Origin of the sequence: Rhodococcus opacus (assembly GCF_012396235.1) — a bacterium.
GTDB lineage: Bacteria > Actinomycetota > Actinomycetes > Mycobacteriales > Mycobacteriaceae > Rhodococcus_F > Rhodococcus_F opacus.
In genome coordinates this window covers 315,753-341,385 of record NZ_JAAXPA010000006.1, presented here as the reverse complement: position 1 = coordinate 341,385, position 25,633 = coordinate 315,753, and the positions used below count along the sequence as shown (strand labels likewise).

The 25,633-nt window shown below is 67.8% G+C and carries 22 protein-coding genes; 12 read left to right on the top strand and 10 right to left on the bottom strand.

All coding sequences use genetic code 11. The features are described from left to right. Nucleotides 1-223 precede the first annotated feature (223 nt). On the top strand, nt 224-835 hold the full coding sequence (locus tag HGB39_RS10835; RefSeq protein ID WP_005565301.1) for a maleylpyruvate isomerase family mycothiol-dependent enzyme: 612 nt from the start codon (nt 224-226) through the stop codon (nt 833-835). A gap of 6 nt (nt 836-841) precedes the next feature. Here the strand turns inward: HGB39_RS10835 and HGB39_RS10830 are convergent, their stop codons facing one another. Further along, the gene (locus HGB39_RS10830) at nt 842-1,252 is read right to left on the bottom strand and encodes a hypothetical protein (RefSeq protein ID WP_043789032.1); all 411 of its coding nucleotides are present in this window, start codon (nt 1,250-1,252) and stop codon (nt 842-844) included. A gap of 33 nt (nt 1,253-1,285) precedes the next feature. Then, the gene (locus HGB39_RS10825; RefSeq protein WP_242322739.1) at nt 1,286-2,128 is read right to left on the bottom strand and encodes an SDR family NAD(P)-dependent oxidoreductase; all 843 of its coding nucleotides are present in this window, start codon (nt 2,126-2,128) and stop codon (nt 1,286-1,288) included. Nucleotides 2,129-2,483: 355 nt separating this feature from the next. On the opposite strand from HGB39_RS10825, the gene HGB39_RS10820 reads away from it, so the two are divergent. Further along, nucleotides 2,484-4,280: a zinc ribbon domain-containing protein gene (locus HGB39_RS10820; RefSeq protein ID WP_005565290.1), complete on the top strand. Its 1,797-nt coding sequence runs from the start codon at nt 2,484-2,486 to the stop codon at nt 4,278-4,280. A 53-nt stretch (nt 4,281-4,333) separates the two neighbouring features. Here HGB39_RS10820 and HGB39_RS10815 read toward each other — a convergent pair whose 3' ends face one another. Further along, nucleotides 4,334-5,125, bottom strand: coding sequence for an SDR family NAD(P)-dependent oxidoreductase (locus HGB39_RS10815; protein ID WP_005565289.1), 792 nt, complete (start codon nt 5,123-5,125; stop codon nt 4,334-4,336). A gap of 35 nt (nt 5,126-5,160) precedes the next feature. Next, nucleotides 5,161-5,937, bottom strand: a complete 777-nt coding sequence (locus HGB39_RS10810; RefSeq protein WP_005565287.1) for an SDR family oxidoreductase — start codon at nt 5,935-5,937, stop codon at nt 5,161-5,163. A gap of 226 nt (nt 5,938-6,163) precedes the next feature. Here HGB39_RS10810 and HGB39_RS10805 point away from each other — a divergent pair, with 226 nt between their 5' ends. Further along, nucleotides 6,164-7,081 (top strand): tyrosine-protein phosphatase, encoded by a 918-nt coding sequence (locus HGB39_RS10805; RefSeq protein ID WP_005565285.1) that lies wholly within the window; start codon nt 6,164-6,166, stop codon nt 7,079-7,081. 2 nt (nt 7,082-7,083) lie between these two features. Here the strand turns inward: HGB39_RS10805 and HGB39_RS10800 are convergent, their stop codons facing one another. Continuing rightward, entirely contained in the window at nt 7,084-8,031 is a 948-nt protein-coding gene (locus tag HGB39_RS10800) for an aldo/keto reductase (protein ID WP_005565283.1), read from the bottom strand. A gap of 224 nt (nt 8,032-8,255) precedes the next feature. Between HGB39_RS10800 and HGB39_RS10795 the strand changes: the two genes are divergently transcribed. The 5 genes from HGB39_RS10795 (at nt 8,256) to HGB39_RS10775 (ending at nt 15,332) form a co-directional block, all read left to right on the top strand. Beyond that, complete coding sequence (locus tag HGB39_RS10795) at nt 8,256-9,758, top strand: aldehyde dehydrogenase family protein (protein ID WP_005565281.1); 1,503 nt, start codon at nt 8,256-8,258, stop codon at nt 9,756-9,758. Nucleotides 9,759-9,785: 27 nt separating this feature from the next. After that, nucleotides 9,786-11,345, top strand: a complete 1,560-nt coding sequence (locus HGB39_RS10790) for an APC family permease (RefSeq protein ID WP_052023959.1) — start codon at nt 9,786-9,788, stop codon at nt 11,343-11,345. Continuing rightward, a complete protein-coding gene (locus tag HGB39_RS10785) occupies nt 11,342-12,898 on the top strand; it encodes a GMC family oxidoreductase (protein WP_064080178.1) in 1,557 nt (518 codons plus the stop codon). The genes HGB39_RS10790 and HGB39_RS10785 overlap by 4 nt, the downstream gene beginning before the upstream one ends. Nucleotides 12,899-12,990: 92 nt before the next feature. After that, complete coding sequence (locus tag HGB39_RS10780) at nt 12,991-14,172, top strand: thiolase family protein (RefSeq protein WP_005560545.1); 1,182 nt, start codon at nt 12,991-12,993, stop codon at nt 14,170-14,172. 14 nt (nt 14,173-14,186) lie between these two features. Further along, on the top strand, nt 14,187-15,332 hold the full coding sequence (locus tag HGB39_RS10775; RefSeq protein ID WP_005560546.1) for an acyl-CoA dehydrogenase family protein: 1,146 nt from the start codon (nt 14,187-14,189) through the stop codon (nt 15,330-15,332). Here the strand turns inward: HGB39_RS10775 and HGB39_RS10770 are convergent. Both HGB39_RS10770 and HGB39_RS10765 read right to left on the bottom strand, forming a co-directional pair. After that, nucleotides 15,313-16,794 carry a flavin-containing monooxygenase gene (locus HGB39_RS10770; RefSeq protein WP_005560547.1) on the bottom strand — a complete coding sequence of 494 codons (1,482 nt, stop codon included), beginning with the start codon at nt 16,792-16,794 and terminating at the stop codon, nt 15,313-15,315. The genes HGB39_RS10775 and HGB39_RS10770 overlap by 20 nt on opposite strands. Continuing rightward, a complete protein-coding gene (locus HGB39_RS10765) occupies nt 16,791-17,726 on the bottom strand; it encodes a patatin-like phospholipase family protein (protein ID WP_005560548.1) in 936 nt (311 codons plus the stop codon). The genes HGB39_RS10770 and HGB39_RS10765 overlap by 4 nt, the downstream gene beginning before the upstream one ends. 82 nt (nt 17,727-17,808) lie before the next feature. Between HGB39_RS10765 and HGB39_RS10760 the strand changes: the two genes are divergently transcribed. Beyond that, complete coding sequence (locus HGB39_RS10760; RefSeq protein ID WP_005560549.1) at nt 17,809-18,432, top strand: TetR/AcrR family transcriptional regulator; 624 nt, start codon at nt 17,809-17,811, stop codon at nt 18,430-18,432. A 51-nt stretch (nt 18,433-18,483) separates the two neighbouring features. Further along, nucleotides 18,484-20,061: an FMN-binding glutamate synthase family protein gene (locus HGB39_RS10755; RefSeq protein ID WP_210752634.1), complete on the top strand. Its 1,578-nt coding sequence runs from the start codon at nt 18,484-18,486 to the stop codon at nt 20,059-20,061. Between the two features lie 17 nt (nt 20,062-20,078). Here HGB39_RS10755 and HGB39_RS10750 read toward each other — a convergent pair whose 3' ends face one another. From HGB39_RS10750 to HGB39_RS10740, 3 genes are all read right to left on the bottom strand, one after another. Beyond that, the gene (locus tag HGB39_RS10750) at nt 20,079-21,101 is read right to left on the bottom strand and encodes a magnesium transporter CorA family protein (RefSeq protein ID WP_005560552.1); all 1,023 of its coding nucleotides are present in this window, start codon (nt 21,099-21,101) and stop codon (nt 20,079-20,081) included. A gap of 37 nt (nt 21,102-21,138) precedes the next feature. After that, nucleotides 21,139-22,338: an FAD-dependent monooxygenase gene (locus HGB39_RS10745; protein WP_005560554.1), complete on the bottom strand. Its 1,200-nt coding sequence runs from the start codon at nt 22,336-22,338 to the stop codon at nt 21,139-21,141. Nucleotides 22,339-22,406: 68 nt separating this feature from the next. Next, nucleotides 22,407-23,636 carry an MFS transporter gene (locus tag HGB39_RS10740; protein WP_005560557.1) on the bottom strand — a complete coding sequence of 410 codons (1,230 nt, stop codon included), beginning with the start codon at nt 23,634-23,636 and terminating at the stop codon, nt 22,407-22,409. 48 nt (nt 23,637-23,684) lie between these two features. Here HGB39_RS10740 and HGB39_RS10735 point away from each other — a divergent pair, with 48 nt between their 5' ends. After that, nucleotides 23,685-24,491: an IclR family transcriptional regulator gene (locus HGB39_RS10735; RefSeq protein WP_168442925.1), complete on the top strand. Its 807-nt coding sequence runs from the start codon at nt 23,685-23,687 to the stop codon at nt 24,489-24,491. Nucleotides 24,492-24,554: 63 nt separating this feature from the next. Then, nucleotides 24,555-25,631 carry a cupin domain-containing protein gene (locus HGB39_RS10730; RefSeq protein ID WP_168442924.1) on the top strand — a complete coding sequence of 359 codons (1,077 nt, stop codon included), beginning with the start codon at nt 24,555-24,557 and terminating at the stop codon, nt 25,629-25,631. Nucleotides 25,632-25,633 lie beyond the last annotated feature (2 nt).

Below are 25,633 nucleotides of genomic sequence, written 5' to 3'. Positions count from 1 at the left end.
CCCGAAACCTAGAGGTGCTGCGCGTGCGCGTCCCTCATATCATCGGTGAAACGCCGAACAGTGCGGCCAACAACACAACCCACCCTGAGCAGCAGAAATGGCGCCCACATAAACCCGAGGAGCGCCATGTATGTTCGACTTTATCAATCAGGTTCGACCAAGGCAATACCCGGATACGGTGGTGTGGGAACTCTCGTCGAGAAAGATGTAGGGGCTGGGTGCGATGACCGATGACGCCGATCTGCAGCGGGCGGTTGCGAACGAGTTCTCGGCACTGGCCGATCTGCTCGACGGGATCTCGGATGCGGAATGGGACACGCCGTCGCTGTGCGAGGGCTGGCGGATTCGGGAAGTGGTCGCGCATTTCACCATGGCAGCGCGCTACTCCGAGGAGCAGTTCATGGCGCGCTTGCGTGAGTGCGAGTTCGATTTCACCCGGCTCTCCAACGAGATCGCCCGTAGCGACGCCGAATTGGCACCGGCGGAACTCGTCGCCAACCTGCGCTCGGATGTCATGCGCCAGTGGATCCCGCCGGGCGGCGGCTATCACGGCGCGCTCAACCATGTGGTGATCCACGGTCTCGACGCCACCGTGCCGCTCGGCGTGCCACGACACGTACCGGAGGAGACGATGCGCGTCGTCCTCAACGATCTCACGGCGGGTGGTGGGCACTCGAATTTCGGCATCGACATCGAGGGACGCGGCCTGCGGGCCACGGACCTCGACTGGTCGTACGGGTCGGGCGCCGAATTACGCGGAACGGGCGAGGATCTGGCGCTGATGATCTGCGGCCGTACGCTGCCGGCCGGACGGGTCGAGGGCGACCCGTTGTAGCCCGGTTCAGATACCCGGGATGAAGCCCGGGTAGACGAAGTGCCCGGGACCTCCGCCGGGGAGGGTGGCGCCGAGGGATCCGGGGAAGTTCATGGACAACTTGACGAGTTTGTGTGGTTGGCCGTTCTGGTCGGCTTGCCAGCAGTCGAGCAGTACGCCGTGGAATCCGGTGCAGACGATGCGGTTGGCGGTTCCGAACGGTGACGTGAGCCGATTCGCGCTGACGAACGGATTCCAATAGTCGAGGTCGGTGGGGGTGAGGAAGTTCTGGGTGTCGAACGGCGCGACCGGACTGGGCTCGGTGGGTACCGGCGGCCATTCGTCGGCCGCGGCCATACCGGCGCTCCAGAGAAGGGCGGCGGCGACGACGGCCACGGTCGCGGTGAGCTGTGCGAATCGGCGAGTAGCGGTAGTCATCTCCACCACGCCACAGTAAACCGGCGGCAGTTTCTACGTCCGCAAACCGGGATGGCGGTTGGCCAGGACGGGGACGAGGAGCTTGTTCGGCGCGAGGTGGGCGAACACGGACGCCGCCCGGTTCGCGAGGCCGGGGATGGCGATCATGTGCCCCTTGTCGAGGCCGTCGATTCCGGTCCTGGCCACGGATTCTGGGCTTTCCCACATGAAGCTGGGCAGTGCGGCTTCGGCGTCTTCCTTCGCGAAGCCGGCTGTCTCACCGAAACCGGTGTCCACGGGCCCGGGGCAGAGGGCGGTCGCGGTGACGCCAGTGCCCTTCAGTTCGCCGGTGAGGCTCTCGGTGTAGGACAGGACGAATGCCTTTCCGGCGGCGTAGGCAGCCTGTCCGGGCAGCGGCTGGAACGCGGCCGTGGAGGCGACGTTGAGGACCGCTCCTCGGCGTCGTTGCACCATGCCGGGCAGGGCGCGGCTGCAGAGGTCGGCGACGGCCATGACGTCGACCTCGATCATGTTCATCTCGGCGTCCGGGTCGGACGCGGCCACCGGGCCGAGCGTGGACAGGCCGGCATTGTTGACGAGGATGTCGAGGGTGAGCCCGAGCCCGCCGACCCGGTCGAGCAACGTCGCGCGGGCCGAGCGGTCGGAGAGATCGGCACCCAGCACATGCGCCCGACCACCTGCGGCTCGTAGCTCGGTGGCCAGCTCCTCCAACTTCTCGGCTCGGCGGGCGACGAGCACCACCTGGTGACCGCGGCGGCTGAGTTCACGGCTGAGGGCCGCGCCGATCCCCGACGACGCTCCGGTGACGAGCGCGGTGCGGTCGGCGGCAGGGGTGGGCAGGCTCTCAACTGTCGACTTAATGTCTAATACTGGCACCGTGTACCGGGTCTACACCGATCGTGGTTCAGGTCTGCGGGAGAGACTCGAGCGGGACTGAATCGGATGCTCGACGACGCAGCCAAGGGTCACTTCACGGTGGTGCGAATGGTGTGGCGGGACCGGTTGGCGCGGTTCGCCGGTGGCGTGGATCGAACGTTACTTGTCGGTGGTCGGCGTTAAGGTCGAGGTCCTACGGGAGCATGGGGACACGTCGCTGGTAGAGGAGCTGATGGATGACTTCATGGCAGTGCTCGCTTCATTGTCCGGCCGCTTCCACCCATTGCGGTCGAAGCAGAATCAACGTCGACTTCTTCCGGGCGATGCGGCAGCACGGTTGGAGATGGACTAACTGATGGCCGATACCGGATTCACTGCGCTGCGGCAGTTCTCGTTCACCACCCGCCCCTACCTGGCTGTCGATGACGAGACCGGTGCGCCGATCGGGCTTGACGACCTCGACGTGCGTGTCGGGTGGCTGCTCGACCTGATCTCGGGCGCCGAAGCGCAACTGTTGTCGCGGCTGTGGCAACCGGCCACCTTCGATGTCCTGGCCGCCGGATGTGACCGCCAGGGCCGGAAACTGCCGATGCAAGGTCATGTCGCTGCTGCGCGTCTGGGCTGGACCCCGCATTACCCGGACGGTGTCTACGTCCCGTCGCGTGTCACGCGGGTGGTGACCGCGCAGGCAGTCGGCACTTTGCGGGCGCTGGCCTACCGAGACACCGCGATCATCGCACTGTCGGCCCGGTTCGACCCGGCCACCGGCCGGATCGCCGCACCTACTACTGCTGCGGAGTACGTCCCGTCCGGATTCGCCCGGGGCGTGGTGCGGCAGTTCGCGGCGCACGCGCGCGGCGCGGCAGACGCGCGCCTGCGGATCACCGACGTGCAGGGACCGCCACAGACGAGCGCGATGGCCCGGCTCTCGGCCGCCGATCGACAACTCGCACAGCTTGCCGTCACCGGTCACGAGCTGGTGTTGACGGTGAAGCTGCCCACCTGCCCCGCCCCGGCGGGGCGGGCGCAGTGGCGCAGTGTCCGGCTGAGCGCGACCATCCCCGAGCACCTGCACGGCCGGGCGGTCACCGATTGGCATCTGCCGACCCTGGTCCTCGACCGCCGGGGACTGCTCTGGCGGTGCGCCGCGACCGAGATCGTCCCAGCAGCCGACCTGGAATCGGCCTCCGTCGCGGTCGGGGTGGACTGGTCCCCGACCACTCTGGGTGCCGCCGCCATCACCGCCGAAAACCCCGACGGGTTGTCCTCGGATTACCGGGGTTGGACCTACGACGACCGCGGGCTCGGGATCAAACTGGCCCGCCTGCAGGCTGAGGGGCAGCTACTCCATGGCAAGGCGGCCCGGTTGACACGACTGGCCGCCACCGCCCCGCCCGAGGTCCGCGCTCAGCTGGAGGAGAAGATCGCCGTCCTCGACGAACACCGCACCGCGGTGGGTATCAAGAGGGGGAAGATCAACCGGGAAATGGCCTTCGACTTCGCCCGTCAGGTCACCGACTACGCCACCGACGCCCAAGCGCAGCTGATTGCGGTGGAAGATCTCACAACCCTCGAGAGCCGTGGGCACGGGCGGGTGAACAACAATCGGGCCGCGCAATCGGCCCGCCGCAAGGCCGTCGACGCGCTCACCCACACCGCCGCCGGTGTCGGTGTGACGGTGGTGTCCGTACCGGCCCGCGGATCTTCCGCGTGGTGTCCGGGCTGCAACGAACCACTCTCTCGCCCCGGCGGTTACCACCGGGCATGGTGTGAGCAGTGCAAAATTGGCGGCAACCGGGACCACGTCGCCGGGGTGAACCTGGCCAAACGCGCGCTGCTCGGCAGAAACAAGACCACCCGGCGGCGCGGAGGACTACCGGCGGTCCGGGTGACCGAACATGCGCCGGTACGGCAATCGCGCGACAAACACGCTCCTACCCCGAGCAGGCCGCGGCATCGCCGGGTCCGCCGCAGCCTGCCCACCGTGACACCGCGGTTGGGGGTGACTCCGAATCAGCATGTTCCTGCATCACAAGCGTCGGTGTGGGACACGGTCAAACCCACACCGCCGCACGGTGATGCGGGTAGCCGTGACACACGTCCATCTCCCACGCCCGCCACGCAAGTGGCAGATAGTATGAGATCTACGTAGACGCTCATGTGTCCAACCTACGTGCCGCCGTCGCACGCGCAAGGGTTCACCGGTCAGGCGTGGGTTCCGCCGTCGATGCGGATCTCGGTTCCGGTGACGAACGCGCCGTCGTCGGAGGCGAGCATGGCGACGACTCCGGCGACCTGCTCGGGTCCGCCCATGGCCGCGCCGCCCGATTCCAGGGTGGTGGGCAGGATGGGTGAGAGCTTGGCGAACAGGCTCCAATCGGCATCGGACGGAACGTATCCGGATGTGGCGTCGGTGATGCCGGTCTTGATGCTGCCGGGGGCGACACCGACGGCGCGCAGACCCTGCTTGCCGTATTCGAGGGCCAGCGCATGGGTGAACGACTGGATGCCGCCCTTGCTCGCGGCGTACGCGGCCATGTAGGGGTGCGCGAACGCGGCGGACGTGGAACTGAAGTTCACGACCACGCTGCGTTCGTTGCGCAGCAGCGCGGGCAGGCATTCGCGGACCATGAGGAACGTGCCGGTGAGGTTGATCCCGATCACCTGATTCCACAGGTCCAGCGACGTCCCGTGGGTGTGCGAGGCGCGGAGGATGCCCGCGGCGTTCACGAGTACGTCCAGTCCGCCGAGCTTCTCGACGCTGCGGCTCACGCCGTCGGTGACGGACTTCTCGTCGCCGATGTCGATTGCGGCGACGCTGAGGCGTCCCGCCGTGCCTGCCGCGTCGGCCAGTTCCGCCGTCCGCGCGAGGCCGTCCTCGGAGACGTCGGCTGCCACGACGGTGCCGCCTTCCTCGAGCAGGCGGAGGGCGGTGGCCTGTCCGATCCCCGACGCGGCTCCGGTCACCAGGATCCTCCGGTTGTCGAATCGATTCATCGTGTGTGCTCCTCGTGTGGCTTGCGAATTCGATCTCATTGGCCCATGACGTATTTGACGGTCGGCCCGGCGGTCCATCCGCCGTCGACGGCCAGTTCCGCTCCGGTGACGTACGTGGACGCATCCGACAGCAGGAACCCGACGGCACCGGCGATCTCCTCGGGCACGCCGACCCGGGCCATGGGAGTGTTCGGGTAGTTGCCGTCGCCCTGCTGGATTCCGAGGCCCGCGGTCATCGGGGTATACGTCATCCCGGGGTGGACGGAATTGACGCGGATCCGGTCGGTGCCCAGTTCCACGGCGGCGATCTTCGTGAGCCCGCGCACGCCCCACTTGGACGCGCCGTAACCGGCGGTCAGCGCGAGTCCCATCAGACCGGCGGCCGACGAGATGTTGACGATCGATCCGCCGCCGGCGGCGCGCATCGGGGCGATCACGGCCTGCAGGCCGTTGAACACACCGGTCAGGTTGATGTCGAGGACCGTCCGGAAGTGTTCGAGCGGTTCGTGCTCGATGTATTGGCCGGTGGAGATACCGGCGTTGTTGACGAGGCCGTCGACGCGTCCGAATTCGCTCGTCGCCACGTCGACTGCCGCCTGCCACTGCTGCGGGTCCGTGACGTCGAGGTGGCTGTACCGCGCCCGGTCGCCCAGCTGGTCGACGGTCGCGCGGCCGTCGTCGTCGAGAACGTCGCCGACCACGACGCTGCCGCCCTCGTCGACGATGCGCTGGGCGAATGCTGCGCCGAGCCCCCGCGCCGCCCCGGTCACGATCACCACCTTCTCCGCCAGTTGCTGTGCGGTCTCGGTCATCTCAGCTCACATCCTCGTCGTCAAAGAGTCACGTTCGTCGGGCACGTCGGCTGCCGACGGCCCGAGTCTGCTGTGGGCGCCGCCGGCGGGAAACGGGTTCTCCCGGTGATCGGAACAACTCGTAGCCACGGGAAACGTCCGACCACTGTGATGTGGGTTACCCGCTGACACTCCGGACATGCCGGACGAGCGGATCTCCCCGACAGCTCATCGAAAGGCTTCCCCTATGTCTCGACGCGTCACCTCCACCGCCGTGGTGCTGATCACCGGCAGCGTCCTGTTCGCGGGTTTCGGCACGCCTGCGCTCGCTTCGGCGGACCCGCTGTCGCTGCCCGGAATCAGCCTCCCGGGATTCGGTTCGTCCGACTTCGGGAGCGCGGGCCCGGTCGTCGAGACACCGCGACTGGCGTCGGTCGACAACTTCCGCGACGTCGGGGGATCGGGTAGGGGGTACGCCACCACCCACGGAGGACACGTCACGAGGGGGCTGTTCTACCGTTCGAACGCTCTGGTTCCGAACGATCAGGATCTCGCTGTCCTCACCGGGCTCGGACTGACGGCGGTGTACGACGTGCGGACCGTCGAAGAGGTGGCGGCGAAACCCGACCGGCTCCCGGCCGGGCCGCGCTACCTCGGCATCCCCATCCTGTCGGGAGACCTGGGTGCCGCAGTCGCGCAATTGAAGTCGCCCGCCGACGCCGTCGTGTTCATGCAGCAGATGAACCGCAGCTTCGTCGACGACGCGGCGACCCGGGCCGGGTTCGCGCAACTCCTGACGGCATTGGCCGACACCGAGGGGCCGCAGATCTTCCACTGCACGGCGGGCAAGGACCGCACCGGCTGGGCGTCCGCGCTGCTGCTCTCCATCGCGGGCGTCCCGCAGGACACCATCTTCGACGACTACCTGCTCACCAACGAGTACACCGCCGCGTCGATGAAGGTCACGTACGACCAGATCGCCGCCAGCCGCGGCGAGGCGGTGGCGCAGATCTACCAGCCGTTGCTGGGCGTCGACCGGAGCTACCTCGAGGCCGGGCTCGGCCGGCTCACCGAGCAGTACGGCACGGTCGACCGCTATCTCACCGAAGGGCTCGGTCTGAGCGCGGCGACCGTCGACCGGCTCCGGGGCAAGCTGCTGAGCTGAGGTCAGGCGCTGATCGCGTCCGAGAGAGTCGTGAGCCGGCTGATCTCGGATGCGGTCAGGGTCACGGTCGGGGCGTCGAGCAGCGCGGGAAGTTGTTCGAGGCGGCTCGCGCTCGCGATCGGCGCGGTGATGCCGGGCCGGGTGAGGAGCCACGCGAGCGCGATGGTCGAGATTTCCGCCGAGTGGGTGTCGGCGATCTCGGCCAGGGCCTCGACGACGGCGAGACCGGACTCGGAGAAGTAGCGGGTCGCCATCCGCTGGCGCGGCTGACCGTCCAGGTCGGCCTGGGTGCGGTACTTGCCCGCGAGGAAGCCTGCGGCGAGCGAGTAGTACGGGAAGACGCCCAGGCCGTTCTCGGTGGCGATCGCGGCCACCTCGGGCTCGTAGTCGTGGCGGTGCACCAGGTTGTAGTGCGGCTGCAGCGCGATCGGGGCCGCGAAGCCGTTCTCGGCCGTCAGCGACAGCCACTCGCGGATGCGCTCGGGCGAGTAGTTGGAGATGGCGACGTGGCGGACGAGTCCGTCGCGGACCAGTTCGTCGAAGGCGCCGAGTGTGTCGACGAGGGGAGTGTCGGCGTCGTCGAAGTGGGCATAGTACACGTCGATGTGGTCGGTCTGCAGCCGCTTCAGGGATGCCTCCGCCGCCGCGCGGACGTTGGCGGGGGCCAGGCCCTTGAACTCCGGGTGCTGGCTGACCTTGGTGGCGATCACCATGTGGTCGCGGTTGCCGCGGGACGCCATCCAGTTACCGAGGACGGTCTCGGACTCGCCGCCGGAGTTGCCCTCGGCGAACGCCGAGTACGAGTCCGCCGTGTCGACGAAGTTGCCGCCGCCTGCGGCGAAGGCGTCGAGGATCTCGAACGACGTCGGTTCGTCACTGGTCCAGCCGAAGGTGTTACCACCGAGGGCCAGGGGAAAGATGTCCAGATCCGAGTTGCCGATCGCGACCACGGGTGCTCCGTTTCTAGGTGTGTCCTGTCCGGGAATGTGCGAAGAGTTCGCCTGACGACGCTATCGCAGCCGCTAGGCGCACGTGCGTCCGGCTACCGGACACAGTCTTCTCGGTAACGTATACCGTCGTGAATCGGACATGTGTGCGCGATCCCCGCCCACCGCGACTCCGACGGCATACCGTAAAGGGGGGCGTTCGTTCCGGCGAGACACGGAGTTGAGTGATGCAGGACCAGTCGATCGATGACCACTTGAACACGGGCCTGTTCGTCGACGGGCAGTGGATCCGCTCCAGCTCCGGTGAGACCCGGGACTGCATCAATCCGGCCGACGGATCGGTGGTCGCCACCGTCGACGAGGCCTCCCCGGAGGACGCGACCCGCGCAGTCGCCGCGGCCCGCGCGGCGTTCGACGAGGGAACCTGGCCCCACACACCCGTCGCCGAGCGCACGGCGTTGGTCGCGAGGATCGCCGATCTCCTCGAGCGAGACAAGGAGACCCTGGCGCGCATCGAGACGCTCGACACCGGAAAAACTCTGGAGGAGAGCAGGATCGACATAGACGACGTGGTGTCGGTGTTCCGGTACTACGCGCAACTCGCCGCGGTCGAAGCCGACAATCTGGTCGATGTCGGGCGCCCCGAGGTGATCAGCCGGGTGGTGCGTGAGCCGATCGGTGTGTGCGTGCTCATCGCACCGTGGAACTACCCGCTGCTGCAGATCTCCTGGAAGGTGGCGCCCGCGCTGGCCGCCGGGTGCACCATGGTCCTCAAACCGAGCGAGGTGACCCCGCTCAGCACCATTGCGTTCACCGCGCTGATCGCCGAAGCGGGTGCCCCCGCCGGGGTGGTGAACCTCGTGCAGGGCAGCGGCGCCGTCCTGGGCGCCGCGCTCACGGGCACCCCCGACGTCGACTTCATCTCGTTCACCGGCGGGCTGGCCACCGGACGCGTCATCCTCGAGACCGCGGCGAAGAACGTCACCAAGGTGGCGGTGGAACTCGGTGGCAAGAATCCGCACATCGTCTTCGCCGACGCCGACGGAGACGATTCGGTGGACCAGGTGCTCACCGGGGTGTTCCTGCACTCCGGGCAGGTGTGCTCGGCGGGAACCCGCCTGATCATCGAGGAGTCCATCGCCGACCGGTTCGTCGCCGCACTGGCCGCGCGGGCGGAGAAGATCCGGATGGGCAACGGTCTCGATCCCGCGAGCCGAACCGGCCCGCTGGTATCCGAGGCCCACCGGGAGAAGGTCGAACGGTACGTGGCGCTCGGCCTCTCCGAGGGCGCCCGGTTGGTGACCGGGGGCGCCCGGCCCTCCGATCCCGCGCTGGCGGACGGGAGCTACTACCTGCCCACCATCTTCGACCACTGCGACCGCACCATGCGCGTCGTGCAGGAGGAGACGTTCGGACCGATCCTCACGGTCGAGCGCTTCAGCACGGAGGAGGAGGCGCTGCGACTGGGCAACGACACCGAATACGGCCTCGCCGCCGGCGTCCGGACCGCCGACAGTGCGCGGGGCGAGCGGATGGTGCGCGGTCTGCGCCACGGAACGGTGTGGCTCAACGACTTCGGCTACTACACCGCGGCCGCCGAGTGGGGCGGCTTCAAGATGTCGGGGAACGGGCGCGAACTCGGTCCCACCGGTCTGGCGGAATACCAGGAGACGAAACATATCTGGCACAACACCTCGCCCACGGCGGCGGGGTGGTTCGACAACGGCTAGGTCGGCGCACGGAGAGGCGAGAGAACCATGGCTACTCGGCACGGAGCAGTGGGTGACGGAGGTGCGCCGGGGGACAGTGGACTCGGCGAACTGGGGTACAAACAGGAATTGGACCGCAGCCTCGGTAAATTCGCCAGTTTCGCGGCGGGGGTCAGCTACATCTCGATTCTCACCGGCACGTTCCAGTTGTTCTACTTCGGGTTCGGCACCGCGGGGCCGGCGTACCTGTGGTCCTGGCCGATGGTGTTCGTCGGGCAGATGGCCGTCGCCCTGTGTTTCATGGAGCTCGCCGCCAAGTACCCCGTCGCCGGCTCGGTCTACAACTGGGCCAAGCTGCTCGGCAGCAGGATCGTGGGATGGTCGTCGGGCTGGCTGATGCTCACCGCGTCGATCGTGACCCTCTCCGCGGTCGTGCTCGCGCTGCAACTCAACCTTCCGCGGCTGTGGAGCGGGTTCCAGATCATCGGTGACGGCAGCGGTGAATACGACTTCGCCACCAACGCCGTGATTCTCGGCACCATCATGATCGCGTTCACCACGGCCGTCAACGCGTTCGGCGTCAAGCTGATGGCCCTCATCAACAGTTCGGGTGTCTTCATCGAATTGATCGCGGCCGTGCTCATCGCCGTCATCCTCGCCGCCAACATCACTCGCGGTCCGGACGTGTTCTTCTCCACCCACGGTTACGGCGCCGGAGAGAGCGGCGGCTATCTGACCGTCTTCCTCGTGGCGTCACTCGCGTCGGGCTACGTGATGTACGGATTCGACACCGCGAGTTCGCTCGGCGAGGAGACCGTCGACCCCCGGCGGACGGCGCCCAAGGCGATCCTGCGGGCGATCCTCGCCTCGTTCGTGATCGGCGGGGCGATCCTGGTGTTCGCCGTCATGTCGGCCCCCGACCTCGAGGATCCGCTGATCGGCAGCAGCGAGGGCGGCCTGCAGTACATCGTCGAGCAGGTGATGTGGGGGCCGCTCGGCAAGATCTTCCTGGTCTGCATCGTCGTCGCGGTCACGGTGTGTTCGCTCGCGGTGCACGCCGCGGCCATCCGGCTCACGTTCGCGATGGCCCGCGACAACGCGCTGCCCTTCGGGGAGCGGCTGGCCCACGTCAACCCGAAGCATCAGACGCCCGTGGTCCCCGCCATCGTGATCGGTGTGCTCGCGGCGTTCATCCTCGTCATCAACATCGGTCAGCCGCAGATCTTCACGGTGCTGACGTCGATCGCGATCATCATGATCTACCTGGCGTACCTCATGGTCACCGGGCCGCTGCTGAAGAAACGCCTGCAGGGGCAGTGGCCGCCGAAGGAACTCGCGGAGAGCGGCTACTTCACGATGGGCCGGTGGGGGCTTCCGGTGAACATCTTCGCCGTGCTGTGGGGAGTGGGGATGGCGCTCAATCTCGCGTGGCCGCGCCCCGAGGTGTACGGCACTCCCTGGTACAACACGTGGGGTGCGTTCGTCTACATCGGCATCATTCTCGGGCTCGGTCTCCTCTGGTATGCGGTGAAGGGCCGCAACCACATCGGATGTCTCGCCTCGCACGCGGCGTCGTCGAAGGACGAGGCGGAGAGTGAACTGCCATGACGGACACCGTGTTCGACTACGTCATCGCAGGCGGGGGAACGGCCGGATGTGTGCTCGCCGCGCGGCTCAGCGAGGACCCCTCGGTGACCGTCTGCCTCGTGGAGGCCGGGCCGTCCGACGTCGGTGACCGCAACGTCCTCGAGCTGTCGCAATGGATGCATCTGCTGGACTCAGGCTACGACTGGGACTATCCGGTCGAGCCGCAGGAGAAGGGCAACAGCTTCATGCGGCACGCCCGCGCCAAGGTGCTCGGCGGATGCTCCTCCCACAATTCGTGCATCGCGTTCTGGCCACCCGCCGAGACACTCGACGACTGGGCGGCGGCGGGCGCCACCGGCTGGGGCGCGAAGGACGTCCTGCCGCTCGTGGCGCGGGTGGAGAACAACGACGCCCCCGGCGAGCAGCACGGCCGCAGCGGTCCGGTGCGGTTGCGTGACGTCCCGCCGAACGACCCGTGCGGCGTGGCCCTGCTCGAGGCCGCGGCGAAGGTCGGGTTGCCCACCGTGCAGTTCAACCGGGGCACGACGGTGCTCGACGGGGCGGGGTGGTTCCAGATCAACGCGTCCGAGGACGGCACGCGCATGTCGACGTCGCACGCCTACCTGCATCCGATTCTCGGGTCCCGCCCCAACCTCGACGTGCGCACCGACTGCCGGGTCAGCGAGATCGTCATCGACGACGCGCTGGCGGCGACCGGCGTGCGGTACCAGCGCCCCGATCTCATCGGATACGACACCGTGTCCGCGCGCCGCGAGGTGATCGTCACCGCCGGGGCCATCGACACACCGAAACTTTTGATGCTCTCGGGTATCGGGCCGACGGTGCACCTGCGCGAGATGGGTGTGCGGGTTCGGGTCGACGCCCCCGGGGTCGGGCAGAACCTCGACGATCACGTCGAGGCGCTGGTGTTCTGGGAGGCGTCCCGGCCGATGGTCGAGACGTCCACCCAGTGGTGGGAGATCGGTCTGTTCGCCGCCACCGAGGAGGGGTTGAACCATCCGGACCTGATGATGCACTACGGCAGCGTGCCGTTCGACATGAACACACTCCGGTGGGGATACCCGACCACGGACAACGGCTTCTGTCTCACCCCGAACGTCACGCAGGGACTCTCTCGCGGAACGGTGCGGCTGCGGTCCCGCGACTTCCGGGATCGTCCGCGAGTGGATCCCCGGTATTTCACCGACCCCGACGGCCACGACGAGGCGGTGATGCTCGCCGGAATCCGGCTGGCACGTCGCATCGCCGAGCAGGAACCTCTCCGCGGCTGGATCACGAGGGAACTGGCTCCCGGGCCGGAGGCGGTCACCGACGACGAACTGATCGACTACGCGCACCGGACGCACAACACGGTGTACCACCCCGCCGGGACCGCCAGGATGGGTGCGGCCACCGACCCGATGGCCGTCCTCGATCCGGAACTGCGGGTGAAGGGCGTCCGCGATCTGCGGGTGGTCGACGCGTCCGCGATGCCGAAACTGCCCTACGTCAATCCCAATATCACGGTCATGACGATGGCCGAGAAGTGCGCCGATCTGATCCGCGGAACCTGACCCGACGAGGTGCCGGAGGCCCTGCGTGAACCGCTGGGTACTTTGAAGTCCTACTATCTCTCCATACTGGTAGAGAGACGGAAGGACACGTCATGAATTCTCCTGAACCGATCGTGGTAGTCGACGGCGCGAGGACCCCGATCGGCAGCTTCGGTGGCGCGTTCAAGGACGTGCCCGCCCACGAACTGGGTGCCACCGCCGCCAAGGCCGCGCTGGACCGTGCCGGGGTGCCGGGTGAGGACATCGACGAGGTGGTGATGGGCTGCATCGGTCAGGTCGGACCGGACGCCTACAACGCCCGCCGCGTCGCCCTCGCCGCCGGACTTCCCGAGAAGACCCCCGCGTACACCGTCAACCGGCTGTGCGGGTCCGGTCTGCAGGCCGTGTGGTCGGCGGCGCAGCAGATGCGCTGGGGTGGGGTGGACTTCGCCCTCGCCGGCGGCGACGAAAGCATGTCGCGGATGCCGTTCTACGACTTCTCCGCCCGCTCCGGCTACAAACTCGGCGACCGCACGCTCGTCGACGGCACGGTCGCGATTCTGACCGACCCGTTCGGTGGCGTGCACATGGGCCGCACCGCCGAGGCCGTCGCCCGCAAGTACGACGTCAGCCGGCAGCAGCAGGACGAGTTCGCCGTCGAATCCCAGCGCCGTGCCGCCTCCGAGGCCGCGAAGGCCGCGTTCGCCGAGGAGATCACCCCGGTCGAGATCGGGGGCCGCCGCCCGAAGACGATCGACGTCGACGAGCACCCCAAGCCCGACACCACCCTCGAGACCCTGGCGAAGCTGCGGCCTGCGTTCGAGGAAGGCGGCTCGGTGACCGCGGGCAACGCGTCCGGTATCAACGACGGCGCCGCGGCCCTGGTGCTGGCGACGCAGTCCGCCGCGCAGGAGAAGGGCCTGACCGGGCTGGTCACGTTGGAAGCCGTCGCGACCGCGGCGATGGACCCGGGCCTGATGGGATACGCCCCGGTGCTGGCGCTGGCGAACCTGTTCGAGCAGACCGGCACCACCCCCGGCGACATCGACGTGATCGAGCTGAACGAGGCGTTCGCGTCGCAGGCGGTCGCGGTGATCCGGGACGCGAAGCTGAACCCGGAGAAGACCAACCCGTACGGCGGTGCGATCGCGCTGGGTCACCCGGTCGGGGCGACCGGCGCGATCCTGAGCCTGCGCCTGGCGAAGGACCTCGTGCGCCGCGACCTCGAACTCGGCATCGTCACCATGTGCATCGGCGGCGGCCAGGCCCTCGCGGCACTCTTCCGGCGCGTCTAGAAACAGGGCAGGCGATGAAGAAGCACATCCCGTCGTGGCACGACGACGAGGTGAAGGCCCTGTCCGAGCTCGCGGTCGGGTTCTTCGAACGTGAGGTGGTCGCGCACAACGAGAAGTGGGACGCCCAGCACCGCATCGACCGTGCGGTGTGGCTCGCGGCCGGCAAGCTGGGGTTGCTGTGCTGCTCGATCCCGGAGGAGTACGGCGGCGGTGGGGGCACGTTCGCGCACGATCTCGCCGTGTTCGAGGCCCAGGGCTATGCCGGCGACCTCGCGCTCGGCATCTCGGTGCATTCGGGCATCGTCGCGCACTACCTCCTCGCGTACGGCACCGAGGAGCAGAAGAAGACCTGGCTGCCGGCGATGGCGACCGGGGAGATTCTCGGCGCCATCGGCATGACCGAGCCCGGCGCCGGCTCGGATCTCAAGGCGATCAAGACCACCGCCATCCGGGACGGTGACGAGTACATCGTCAACGGGTCGAAGACGTTCATCACCAACGGTGCGTCGGCCGACATGATCGTGCTGGCGGTCAAGACCGACCCGAAGGCCGGTGCCAAGGGGGTGGCGCTGCTGATCGTCGATCTGCGGGACTGCCCGGGGTTCGCTGTCGGGCGGGTGCTGGACAAGGTCGGTCAGCACGGGGCCGACACGTCGGAGTTGTCGTTCACCGATGTGCGGGTGCCGGTGTCGAATCTGCTCGGCGAGGAGGGGCAGGGTTTCGGGCAGCTGATGGCGCAGTTGGTGCAGGAGCGGTTGATCATCGGCGCGCAGGCGTCCGGTGCGATGACGCGTGCGGTGGAGGACACCGTTGCGTACACGAAGTCGCGGCAGGCGTTCGGGCACAGTCTGTTCGAGTTCCAGAACACGGCGTTCGAGCTGGCCGAGTGCCAGACCATCGCCCGCACCTGTGCGGTGTTCCTGGACCACTGCATCGAGGCGCACCTGCGTGGGGAACTGGACCCGTCCGAGGCGGCGATGGTCAAGTACTGGCTCACCGAGCAGCAGTGCGCGGTGATCGACCGGTGCGTGCAGTTGCACGGCGGTTACGGGTACATGCGCGAGTACCTGATCGCCCGGATGTACGAGGACGCCCGCGTCCAGAAGATCTACGCGGGCGCCAACGAGGTGATGAAGGGAATCATCGCGAGATCGCTGTAGCCGACGCCGGCTCACACGACACGTCGTACGCCGCCTCGTCGAACCGGCCGAGTCGCTGCCGCATGCGGTCGGTCGACCACGGCCAGTTGAAGCTGTTGCGGCCGTTGGCGTCGAGGAAGTAGCTCTGGCAGCCACCGGCGTTGTACACGGTGGTGGCCAGGGCTTCCTGGACCTGGGCGTTGAACGCGTCCTGCACTTCCCGGCGCGGTTCCATCCTGGTCCACCCGTTGCTCCGGGCACTGGTGACGGCCTGGATCAGGTAGTCGAGTTGCGCCTCGAGGATCATGAACGCCGACGTGTGGCCGGTGCCCAGCGCGGGCCCGAGGAGGACGAAGGCGTTGGGAAAACCCGCGACGGTGGTGCCGAGGTAGGCCTGCGGGCTGCCGTTCCAGTGATCGTCGAGGCTGCGACCGTCGCCGTCGAACACCGTGGCACCGATCGGCATGTCGAGGATGTGGAAGCCGGTGCCGAAGATGATGGCGTCCACTTCCCGTTCTGCGCCGTCGCTGCCGATGACGACGTTTCCGCGCACCGACTCCACGGCGTTGGCATGCACCTCGACATTCGGGCGGGTGAGTGCGGGGTAGTAGGTGTTGGACAGCAGCAGTCGCTTGCACCCGAGCGTGTAGTCGGGGGTCAATGCCGTGCGCAGCTTCGGATCCCGCACCTGCGCGCGGAGTTGTGCCTTGCCGACCGGCTGGATCACCCGCAGGATCCACGGGTGCCGGAAACCGAGTCCGAGCGATTCCATGATCGCGTACTCGACGCGTCGCAGCGCGCGGATCGCACCCGGTACCCGGCGCAGGATCGCGCGCTCGACGCCGGGCAGGGTGTGATCCGGTTTCGGTAGCACCCACTGCGCGGTGCGCTGGTAGAGATGCAGCATTTCGACCTGCGGCTGGATCGCCGGGACGAATTGCACTGCGGACGCACCGGTTCCGACGACGGCCACGCGTTTGCCGGTGAGGTCGTAGGTGTGATTCCAGCGGGAGGAATGGAACACCTCGCCGGTGAAGGTGTCGAGGCCGGGGATGGTGGGAACGAGCGGTTCGTTCCACGGTCCGGCGGCGGCGATGACGGCGTTCGCGGTGAACGTGCCCGCGGACGTGTCCACCGTCCACCGCCTGCTCTGTTCGCTCCACTGGGCACGCTGCATCTCGGTGCCGAACTTCACGTGTGCGGGCACCCCGTGTTCGGCGGCGGTGCGCTCGATGTACCCGCGGATCTCCTCCTGTCCGGCGAACAACCGCGACCACTCCCGGTTGGGTGCGAACGAGTAGGAGTACAGGGCCGAGGGGACATCGCACGCGCAGCCCGGGTAGGTGTTGTCGCGCCAGGTCCCGCCCAGCGCGTCCCCCTTCTCGAGGATGGCGAAGTTGTCGATTCCGCTCTGCTTCAGACGAATTGCGGCTCCGATGCCGGAGATCCCGGCCCCGACGATCAGAATGTCGTAATGCTTCATGCGCGTACTCCGTTCGCGAGCTGAGTGCGGGTGGTGACGAGGGAATGTTCGAGTGTGGCGAGCCGACGCCGGCCGTCCATGAAGTTCGGACCCATGACGGCGAGGTCCTCGGCGGTCGCGTCGAGGCGTATCACCCGGGTGCCGGCCGCCTCCAGCTTCGCGATCTCGGCGTCCAGCCCGGAACTCATCCAGTTCCGCAGCATCAGGCGTTCGATCCGGGCCGCCCCGCGGCCGGCGATGCGGCCCGTCGACGCCATCGGTGCCAGCACGACCACCTCATCGAGTTCGAGGGGCAGCACCAGGTCGGCGGATGCCGTGGACGCCGCGCCGCCGTCGACGAACCGGCGGCCGTCGACGGGGACCGGCGGATACCAGCCGGGTATCGCCCACGACGCCCGCAGCGCCTCGGACAGGGTGGCGGTCGGTGCACCGGGTGAGCCGAACGCGACGCGCTCTCCCGTGTCGTAGTCCATGCTCACCAGCCACGTCGCCGGGTGGCGCACCCAGCCGGAGTTGCAGACGAACCGCTGTGCGAGCCGGTCGAGCCAGGCGGCATCGCCGCGACCGTGGGGGAGGAGCCCGCTCGCGGCGGTCACGGGTGGCAGCCCGCGGCGCAACAGCCCTGGCGAACCGAGGCCCGGCCCGGGGACCGGCGGGAACCGTCCCGGTGCGGCGGCGAGATGTCCGTCGAGCGCCGGATGGGTGGGCCCACCGAGCTGCATCGCAAGCAGTTCGTCGACGCCCGCCCCGCCACCCAGCATGGTGACGAGTTCGGCGCCGGCGGACGTGCCCACGAGGACGTCGGCGTCGCGTGGGTCCCAGGCCAGCGCGTCGCTCACGGCGACCAGGGCCGCCACCGTCCAGGCCGCGCCGAGCGTGCCGCCGCAACCGATCACCAGACCGCGGCTGAGTTGTATGTCACTCGAAGTCATATCTAGAAGCTAGCAGAAGCCAGATACCGGCGGTATATGAAAATTGGAATATTCTCGCAGGGGCTTCGAAGAAAGGGTGAGCATGGCGCGATTGACCAGGTCGGAGAGTCAGGCGCGCACGCGGGCGCATCTCGTCGCGACTGCACGCGACCTCTTCCTGGCCGACGGGTACGCGGCCACGTCGCTCGAGAAGGTGGCCGACGAGGCCGGCTATTCCAAGGGGGCGGTGTACTCCAACTTCAAGAACAAGAAGGAACTGTGCCTCGAGGTGCTCGGGCTCATCCACGCCACCAAGGGGCAGGAGATCGCCGAGGCGCTCGGCGGCGGCGACACGATGGAGGAGCGACTCGAGGCGTTCCAGACCTGGGCGGAGAAGACGCTCGGCGACGTCGGATGGACCATGCTCGAGTTCGAGCTGATCGTGTTGTCCCGCCACGATCCCGAACTCCGCGACGCACTCACCGCCACTCTCGGGGTCGCGCGGGAGATCACGGTGACACTGCTGAAGTCGTTCACCGACTCACTCGGGGTCGTCCTGCCGGTGCCCGCGGAGGATGCGGCCGGCAGCATCCTCAGTCTCGGTGTCGGACTGGGTATTCAGCGCGCCATCGATCCGACCATTTCCGCTCGGGTGGTCACCGACAACTTGCGGGTGCTGCTTTCGGTGTCGCAGGAGGCTCCGACTCCGGGGTCCGTGCCGGGGTGAAATTGGCGCGAGGAGCCGATCCGAGTGGCGGCGCGCGCGTACGGTGAATTCATGAAGCGGTGGAACGTCCTGGCAATTCCGGCTGCTGCCGCGGCTGCGATCGCGTCGTACGACCTTGTTCAGCGACGCCACGCGCTGCTCCGGAATTTTCCCGTGGTCGGGCACGGACGCTATCTGCTCGAGTCGCTCGGCCCGGAACTCCGGCAGTACATTACGACCGGCAACGACGAGGAACGTCCCTTCACCCGGGACCAGCGTCGCTGGGTGTACGCGTCGTCGAAGCGGGTGACCGACACGTTCGGGTTCGGTACGGACAACGACATCGAGTTCACCGACGGCTACACCATCATCAAGCACCGGACGTTCTCGGAGATTCCTCCCTCGGCGATGCCGCATGCCGACGAACATCTCGCGATTCCGTCGGCGAAGGTGCTCGGTGCCGCCCGCGGCCGGACGCATGCCTTCCGCCCGCGCTCCATCGTGAACATCTCGGGGATGAGTTTCGGGGCGCTGTCGTCCGCGGCCGTGGTCGCTCTCAACCGTGGTGCCGCTGCCACCGATTGCCTGCACAACACCGGCGAGGGTGGAATCTCCCGATACCACCGGAACGGCGCAGACCTGATCTTCCAGATCGGGACCGCGTATTTCGGCTGCCGCGACGAGGACGGCCGGTTCGACCTGGCGCGGCTCCGGGCGCTGGTCGAGTCGGCGCCGGTGCGGGCCATCGAGATCAAACTCAGCCAGGGCGCGAAACCGGGCCTCGGGGGTCTCCTGCCCGGGGCGAAGGTGACACCGGAAATCGCCGAGATCAGAGGCGTACCGGAGGGCCGTGACTGCATCAGCCCGTCCCGGCACACGGCCTTCCGTGACGTCGACAGCATGCTCGACTGGGTGGAGCTCCTCGCCGCCGAGACGGGGCTGCCGGTCGGGATCAAGTCCGCGGTCGGCGACCCGACGTTCTGGGACCTGCTGGTCGACGCGATGAGCAACTCCGGGCGGGGTGTCGACTTCGTGACCATCGACGGGGGTGAGGGCGGTACCGGCGCGGCACCGCTGGTGTTCACCGACGCGGTCTCACTGCCGTTCCGTAGCGGCTTCGCGCGCGTGTACGCCAAGTTCGCGGAAGCCGGTCTGACCGACGGCATCACGTTCATAGGCTCGGGCAAGCTGGGCCTGCCCGACAATGCCGTGGCGGCGATGTCGCTCGGATGCGACCTGATCAATGTGGCGCGTGAGCCGATGCTCGCGGTCGGGTGCATCCAGGCGCAGAAGTGCCACACCGATCGGTGCCCGACGGGTGTTGCGACGCAAAACCCCTGGCTCGCACACGGACTCGACGCCGGCATCAAATCGATCCGGGCCGCGAACTACCTGCGGGCGTTGCGCCGGGACGTATTCAAGGTGGCCGAGGCGTGTGGTGTCGCGCACCCGGGCCTGATCACCGCGTCGGACGTCGAGGTCGCGGACGGCAACCGGCATTCGATCACGCTCGCCGACCTCTACGGTTACCGGACCGGCTGGGGGCTGCCCGGTGACGCCGACCGTGCCGAGATCACCCGCCTGATGAGCGAGGCCGCCGCCGTTCCCGCGGGCGAGACCGGGTCGCCAGGAGCGAAGACGGCGCCCTGAGGGCGTTTCCGTCCCGACTACAGCCAGTCGCGTCGGCGGAACAGGATGTAGAGCAGGGTGGCCGACGTCACGATCACGATGGTGCTGGCGATCATTCCCGACAGCTGCCCGACTCCGGGGAACAAGACGTTCTGACCGAACCACCCGGTCACCGCGGTGGGAACCGCGATGATGGCCGCCCAACCGGTGAGCTTCTTCATGACGGTGTTGAGCCGGGCATCCTGGAGCGACAGATTCGTCTCGAAGACGGTCACCACCATGTCGCGCAACGACTCCGTCCACTCCGCGGCGCGCGTCACGTGGTCGTAGAGATCGGTGTACAAGCTGTCGAGAACCGGCGACTTGTCGCGTCCTGATTCGGCGCGCCCGCGCATGACGGCGCCCACCACCTCACGCATCGGCAGCACGACGCGACGCAGTTGCACCAGTTCCTTCCGCAGCCGGTACGTGCGCTGCTGAATCTCCCGGGTCCGCGCGGACTCGTCGAACAGGCCCTCCTCGAGCGCTTCGATCGCGTCGTCGATCGTCTCGATCGTCTCGAACTGCCCGTCCACGATGGCGTCGAGCAGTCCGTGCAGGAGCGCGAGTGCGCCGGAACCCGGTGTGAGCAGTGCGGGGTCCTCCTCCCAGCGCTCCACCACCTGCGACATGTCGAATCGATCGTCCCGCCGCACCGTGATGATCCCGTTCGGCACCACGAACGCGGAGACGCGGCTGAGCCGAAGCCGGGAATCGAGGACGCCGAGAGTGCTGACGTCGTCGGTCTCGAACCAGGTGGCGTACGCGGTCACGAACGCATGGCCCGCATAGCGCGTCGCCTTCGGCCGCTCACCGCGGGCGACGGCATCCTCGATGGCGTTCGGATCGAGCGACCACTCGGCCGCCAGTTCGGTCAGGCACTCGTGGTCGGGGTCGCACAGGTCGACCCACACGAGCGCATTCTCGTCCTTCACCTGTTCGGACACGTCGGCAAGCGGAAAATCCTTGCCGACGCACTCGCCATCGCGCCACACACGGGTCTGCACCAGGTTGAGGGTCACGCTCCCAGTCTGCCGAACCATTCCGGCAGGGAAGCGGTTATGACGCGCGATCGGACGAATACCCCCACAGCCAGTCGGTGTACTTGTAGCTCGACGTGTCGCGGGTGCGGAACAGTTCGTTGCGCGCGATGCGGGCGGTGCCGTCGAGGTGCCACAGCTCGCCCCACATGCGTCCGGTGGTGAGGATGCGGTTGCAGCGCGGTGCGCGTTCGGTGTTGACCTCCTTCAGGATCTGCGGCCACGCGGAGTTTCCGCCTGCGGAGAAGTCTTCGGCGGCATAGTCGGCGAGGCACTTGGCGTCCTCGATCGCCATCACGGCTCCCGAGGCCAGGTACTGCAGTGGCGGGTGTGCTGCGTCGCCGAGCAGGATCATCCGCCCGTCCACCCAGTTCTCGATCGGCTCGCGGTCGTACATCGGCCACCACCGGTCCTTCCACAGGTAGTCGATCCCGCGGCGGACGTTCTCGTGGCAGTGCGCGTAGGCCTGTTCGAGCTCCTCGGGTCCACCCCAGTTCTCGATTCCGTTCTTGAACCCGGGCGATTCGAACACCGCGACCTGGTTGAGCATTTCGCCGCCGCGCAGCGGGTACTGGATGAAGTGGCACCGCGGTCCGATGTAGCCGACCACATCCTCGATGTCCTCGTCGAGTGCGACGTCCTGGTACGGGGTGGTGCCCCGGTAGGCGGCGTAGCCGGAGGACACGGGTTCGTCGTCCGAGATCTTCCCCCGCAGCCGGGATTTGAGGCCGTCCATGCCGAGCGCGATGTCCGCTTCGTGCCTGCAGCCGTCGTCGGTGCCGACGGTCACCTTGTCACCGTCGGTGATCACGTCGGTGACGGTGACGCCCGTGTGCAGTTCGGCGCCCGCAGCCCGCGCGGCGTCGACGAGGGTCGCGTGCAGGTCACTGCGGTGGGTGACGAAGTATGGTCCGCCGTAGCGGGCGCGGAACTCGGCGCCGAGGTCGATCCTGGTGAGCACCTCCGCGGTGATCGCGTCGCGGAACACGATGTTCTTCGGCAGGAAGGCCCGGGAGAGAACGTCGTCGAGCACGCCCCAGGAGTCGAGGATGCGGGCGCCGTGCGGTCCGACCTGCAGTCCGGCGCCGACCTCACCGAACTCGGAGGCACGTTCGAACAACGTGACGTTCGCGCCCTTCCGGGCGAGAGCCAGGGCGTTGGCCGCGCCACCGATCCCGCCTCCGGCGATGATGATGCGTGCGTCCTGCAGATTCGACATGACAGTTCCTTCGTTTCGAGCGTTCGGGGCATGTGAGTGGCAATGCGTGCCGGGGCACGCGGCGGCACTCACGTGGGGGAGGGGAAGCGGCGCCAGATCACGGTGAGCAGCAGTGCGGCGACGAGCGCGCTGACGCCGAAGAGGATGAAATTGGAATCCGCGCCGAGTCCGGCGGCCAGGAGCAAGCCACCGATCTGCGGTGCGGCGACGGCACCGATTCGGCCGACACCCAGCGCCCAGCCGAGGGCGGTGCCCCGGAGGTAGTCGGGGTAGTAGGACGCGACCGCCGCGATGATGAGGCACTGGGTTCCGTGTGTCCCGACGCCGGCGAGCACGAAGATGACGTAGATCAGCGCCACCGGTGGGCCGGTGAGCAACGTCAGCAACGCGAGACCCGCGAGGAGTGCGGCGACGATGCTCGTGGGGATCGTGCCGAACCGGACGCCGCCCCACGCGGTGACGAACGAGCCCGCCACGGCGCCGAGGTTGAGTGCGAGGGCGAACGTGAGCGCGCTGCCGAGATCGGTTCCCTCGCCCTGCATGAGTTTGGGCAGCCACGTGCCGAGGCCGTACCAGGCGAGCAGGGTGACCATGGTGGCGAGCGCGAACATGATGCTGACAGACCGGCACCGGGTACCGAGCAGTGCGCTGAAGCCGGTTGCCGGCCGCACCTCCGTCGACGTCACCGCGGCGGTGTGATCGGGCAGCGTCTTCCACGCGATCGGCACCAGCAGGATCAGCGGGACGAGCGCGAAGACGAACATCGGCTGCCAACCCCAGTTCGGGATGACGGGGATGCCGATCAGTGCCGCGATCGAACCGCCGATGGGAACACCGGACATCATCATCGTGGCCACCGCGGCGCGCCACTTCGCGGGGATCAGCTCTGCGGCAAGTGCATTGGAGGTCGGCACGAGGCCGCCCAAGCCGAGTCCGGCGATCAGACGCAATGCGCCGAACATGACCGGTCCGGTCGCCAGCGCACACAGCGCGGTGAACACGGACAGGACGATCGCGCATCCGATCACCGCGCGTTTGCGTCCCACCACGTCGGAGAGGCGTCCCGCGAGCACGGCGCCGATCATCATCCCGAGGAATGCGAGGCTGCCGAGCGTGCCCGCGGTCGCGGCGCTGATGCCCCATTCCTTCTGCAGGCTCGGGATGACGTTGCCGTAGACGATGAGGTCGTAGCCGTCGAAGACTACGAACAGCCAGCAGACGACGACGGCGATCATGGCGGTGCGGTCCAGTTCGACGCGGTTCACCGGTGGCGCCGCGGTGGTGGCAGTGAGGGGCATGAATCGAGGGTGATGCGGCGCACAGCGCACGTGCAATAAAGTTCTGCTGTGCAGAAGAAGCGAACGATCGAAAAGCCGACGTACATGTTGGAGTCCGTCGACAACGTGTTGCGCCTGCTGCAGATGCTGCGCGACGTCGGCGGGCTGCGGCTCAAGGACGCTGCGGAGGAACTCGGCATCGCGCCGTCCACCGCGCACCGTCTGCTGGCGATGCTGGTGTACCGGGGGTTCGCCGTTCAGGACGAGAGACGCATGTACCACCCCGGGTCGGCGATGGGCGCCGGCCCGGCCCGCCGCGGGTGGACGCGCGAATTCACCGACCTCTGCAGGCCGCACATGGAAGCGCTGGCCATCCTGTGCGGCGAGACCGTCAACCTCGTGATCCGCGTCGGCACCCAGGCGCGCTTCCTGTCGTCCGCCGAGTCGACCGGGATGTTGCGCGTCGGCGACCGTCAGGGGCAGGTGCTCGACGCGGAATTGACTGCGGGCGGGCGCATTCTGCTGGCAGAACTGCCGGGGGAGACCCTCGAACAGTTGTACCTGCGGCCCGCGAATCTGGCCGACGACGAATGCGAGTGGGGCGACCGCCGTCTGTCACCCGACGACTTCGAGCGGTTCCGGCGCGAACTGTCCGCCGCCCGCGCCGTCGGATTCGCCGTCAACGTGCAGCAGACCGAGGAAGGGGTCACGGCGTTCGGTGTCGCGATCCGGAACCGGGCCCGCACGGCCGTCGGGGCGCTGACGGTGGCCGTGCCGATCACCCGCTTCCGGCAGCACTCACAGGGACCGCTGGTGTCGCAGATCAAGAACGCGATCCGCGAGCTCGAGGTGGACATCGCCGACCTCGAACCCTGACAGCAATTCTGCACAGAAGAATTCTGTATCGGCCGGGACGCCGACCCTCCTAGCGTCGATGCCATGACCGCTACCGAACCGCACGTCGACGACGCTCCGCTCGCCCAGTTGTACCGGGACTTCGAGAGCGAACACCTGAATCCGTTGTGGACCCAGCTCGGTGATCTGATGCCGATGACGCCGGCGTCGCGGGCGGTGCCGTTCGTGTGGAAGTGGTCGACGTTGTATCCGCTGGCGCGGCGGGCCGGGGATCTGGTGCCGGTCGGCCGGGGTGGGGAGCGGCGGGCGATCGCCCTGGCGAACCCGGGGTTGGGTGGGGTGCCGTATGTGACGCCGACGTTGTGGGCGGCCATCCAGTATCTGGGCCCGAAGGAGGTGGCCCCCGAGCACCGGCACGCGCAGAACGCGTTCCGGTTCGTCGTCGAGGGGGAGGGGGTGTGGACGGTCGTCAACGGGGATCCGGTGGCGATGCGCCGCGGCGATTTCCTGTTGACCCCGGGTTGGCATTTCCACGGTCACCACAATGAAACCGATCAGCCGATGGCCTGGATCGACGGCCTGGACATCCCGTTCGTGCATTACACCGACACCGGGTTCTTCGAATTCGGGTCCGAGAACGTCACCGACGATTCCACCCCGGATGTGTCCCGGTCGGAGCGGTTGTGGGCGCATCCGGGGCTGCGACCGCTGGTCGGGTTGGACGCGAAGACGTCCTCGCCGATCGCGGCGTACCGGTGGGAGCACACCGACGCCGCGCTGCGCGAGCAACTGGCGCTCGAGGACGAGGGGTATGCGGCGACCACCGAACCCGGTCACGCCGCGGTCCGCTACACCAACCCGACCACCGGCGGGGACGTGATGCCCACGATCCGCGCCGAGTTCCACCGCCTGCGCGCCGGCGCCCGCACCCGGCCCCGCCGCGACGTCGGGTCCACCGTCTACCAGGTGTTCGACGGTTCCGGGCGGTTCGTCCTCGGCGGCGAGAACCGTGAGGTCGGCACGGGCGACATGATCGTCGTCCCGTCCTGGACGGAGTGGTCGATCGAGGCCGACACCGAGTTCGACCTGTTCGCGTTCTCCGACGCCCCCATCGTCGAGCGCCTGCACTTTGATCGCACGTACATCTCCGAAGGAGCCTGAAA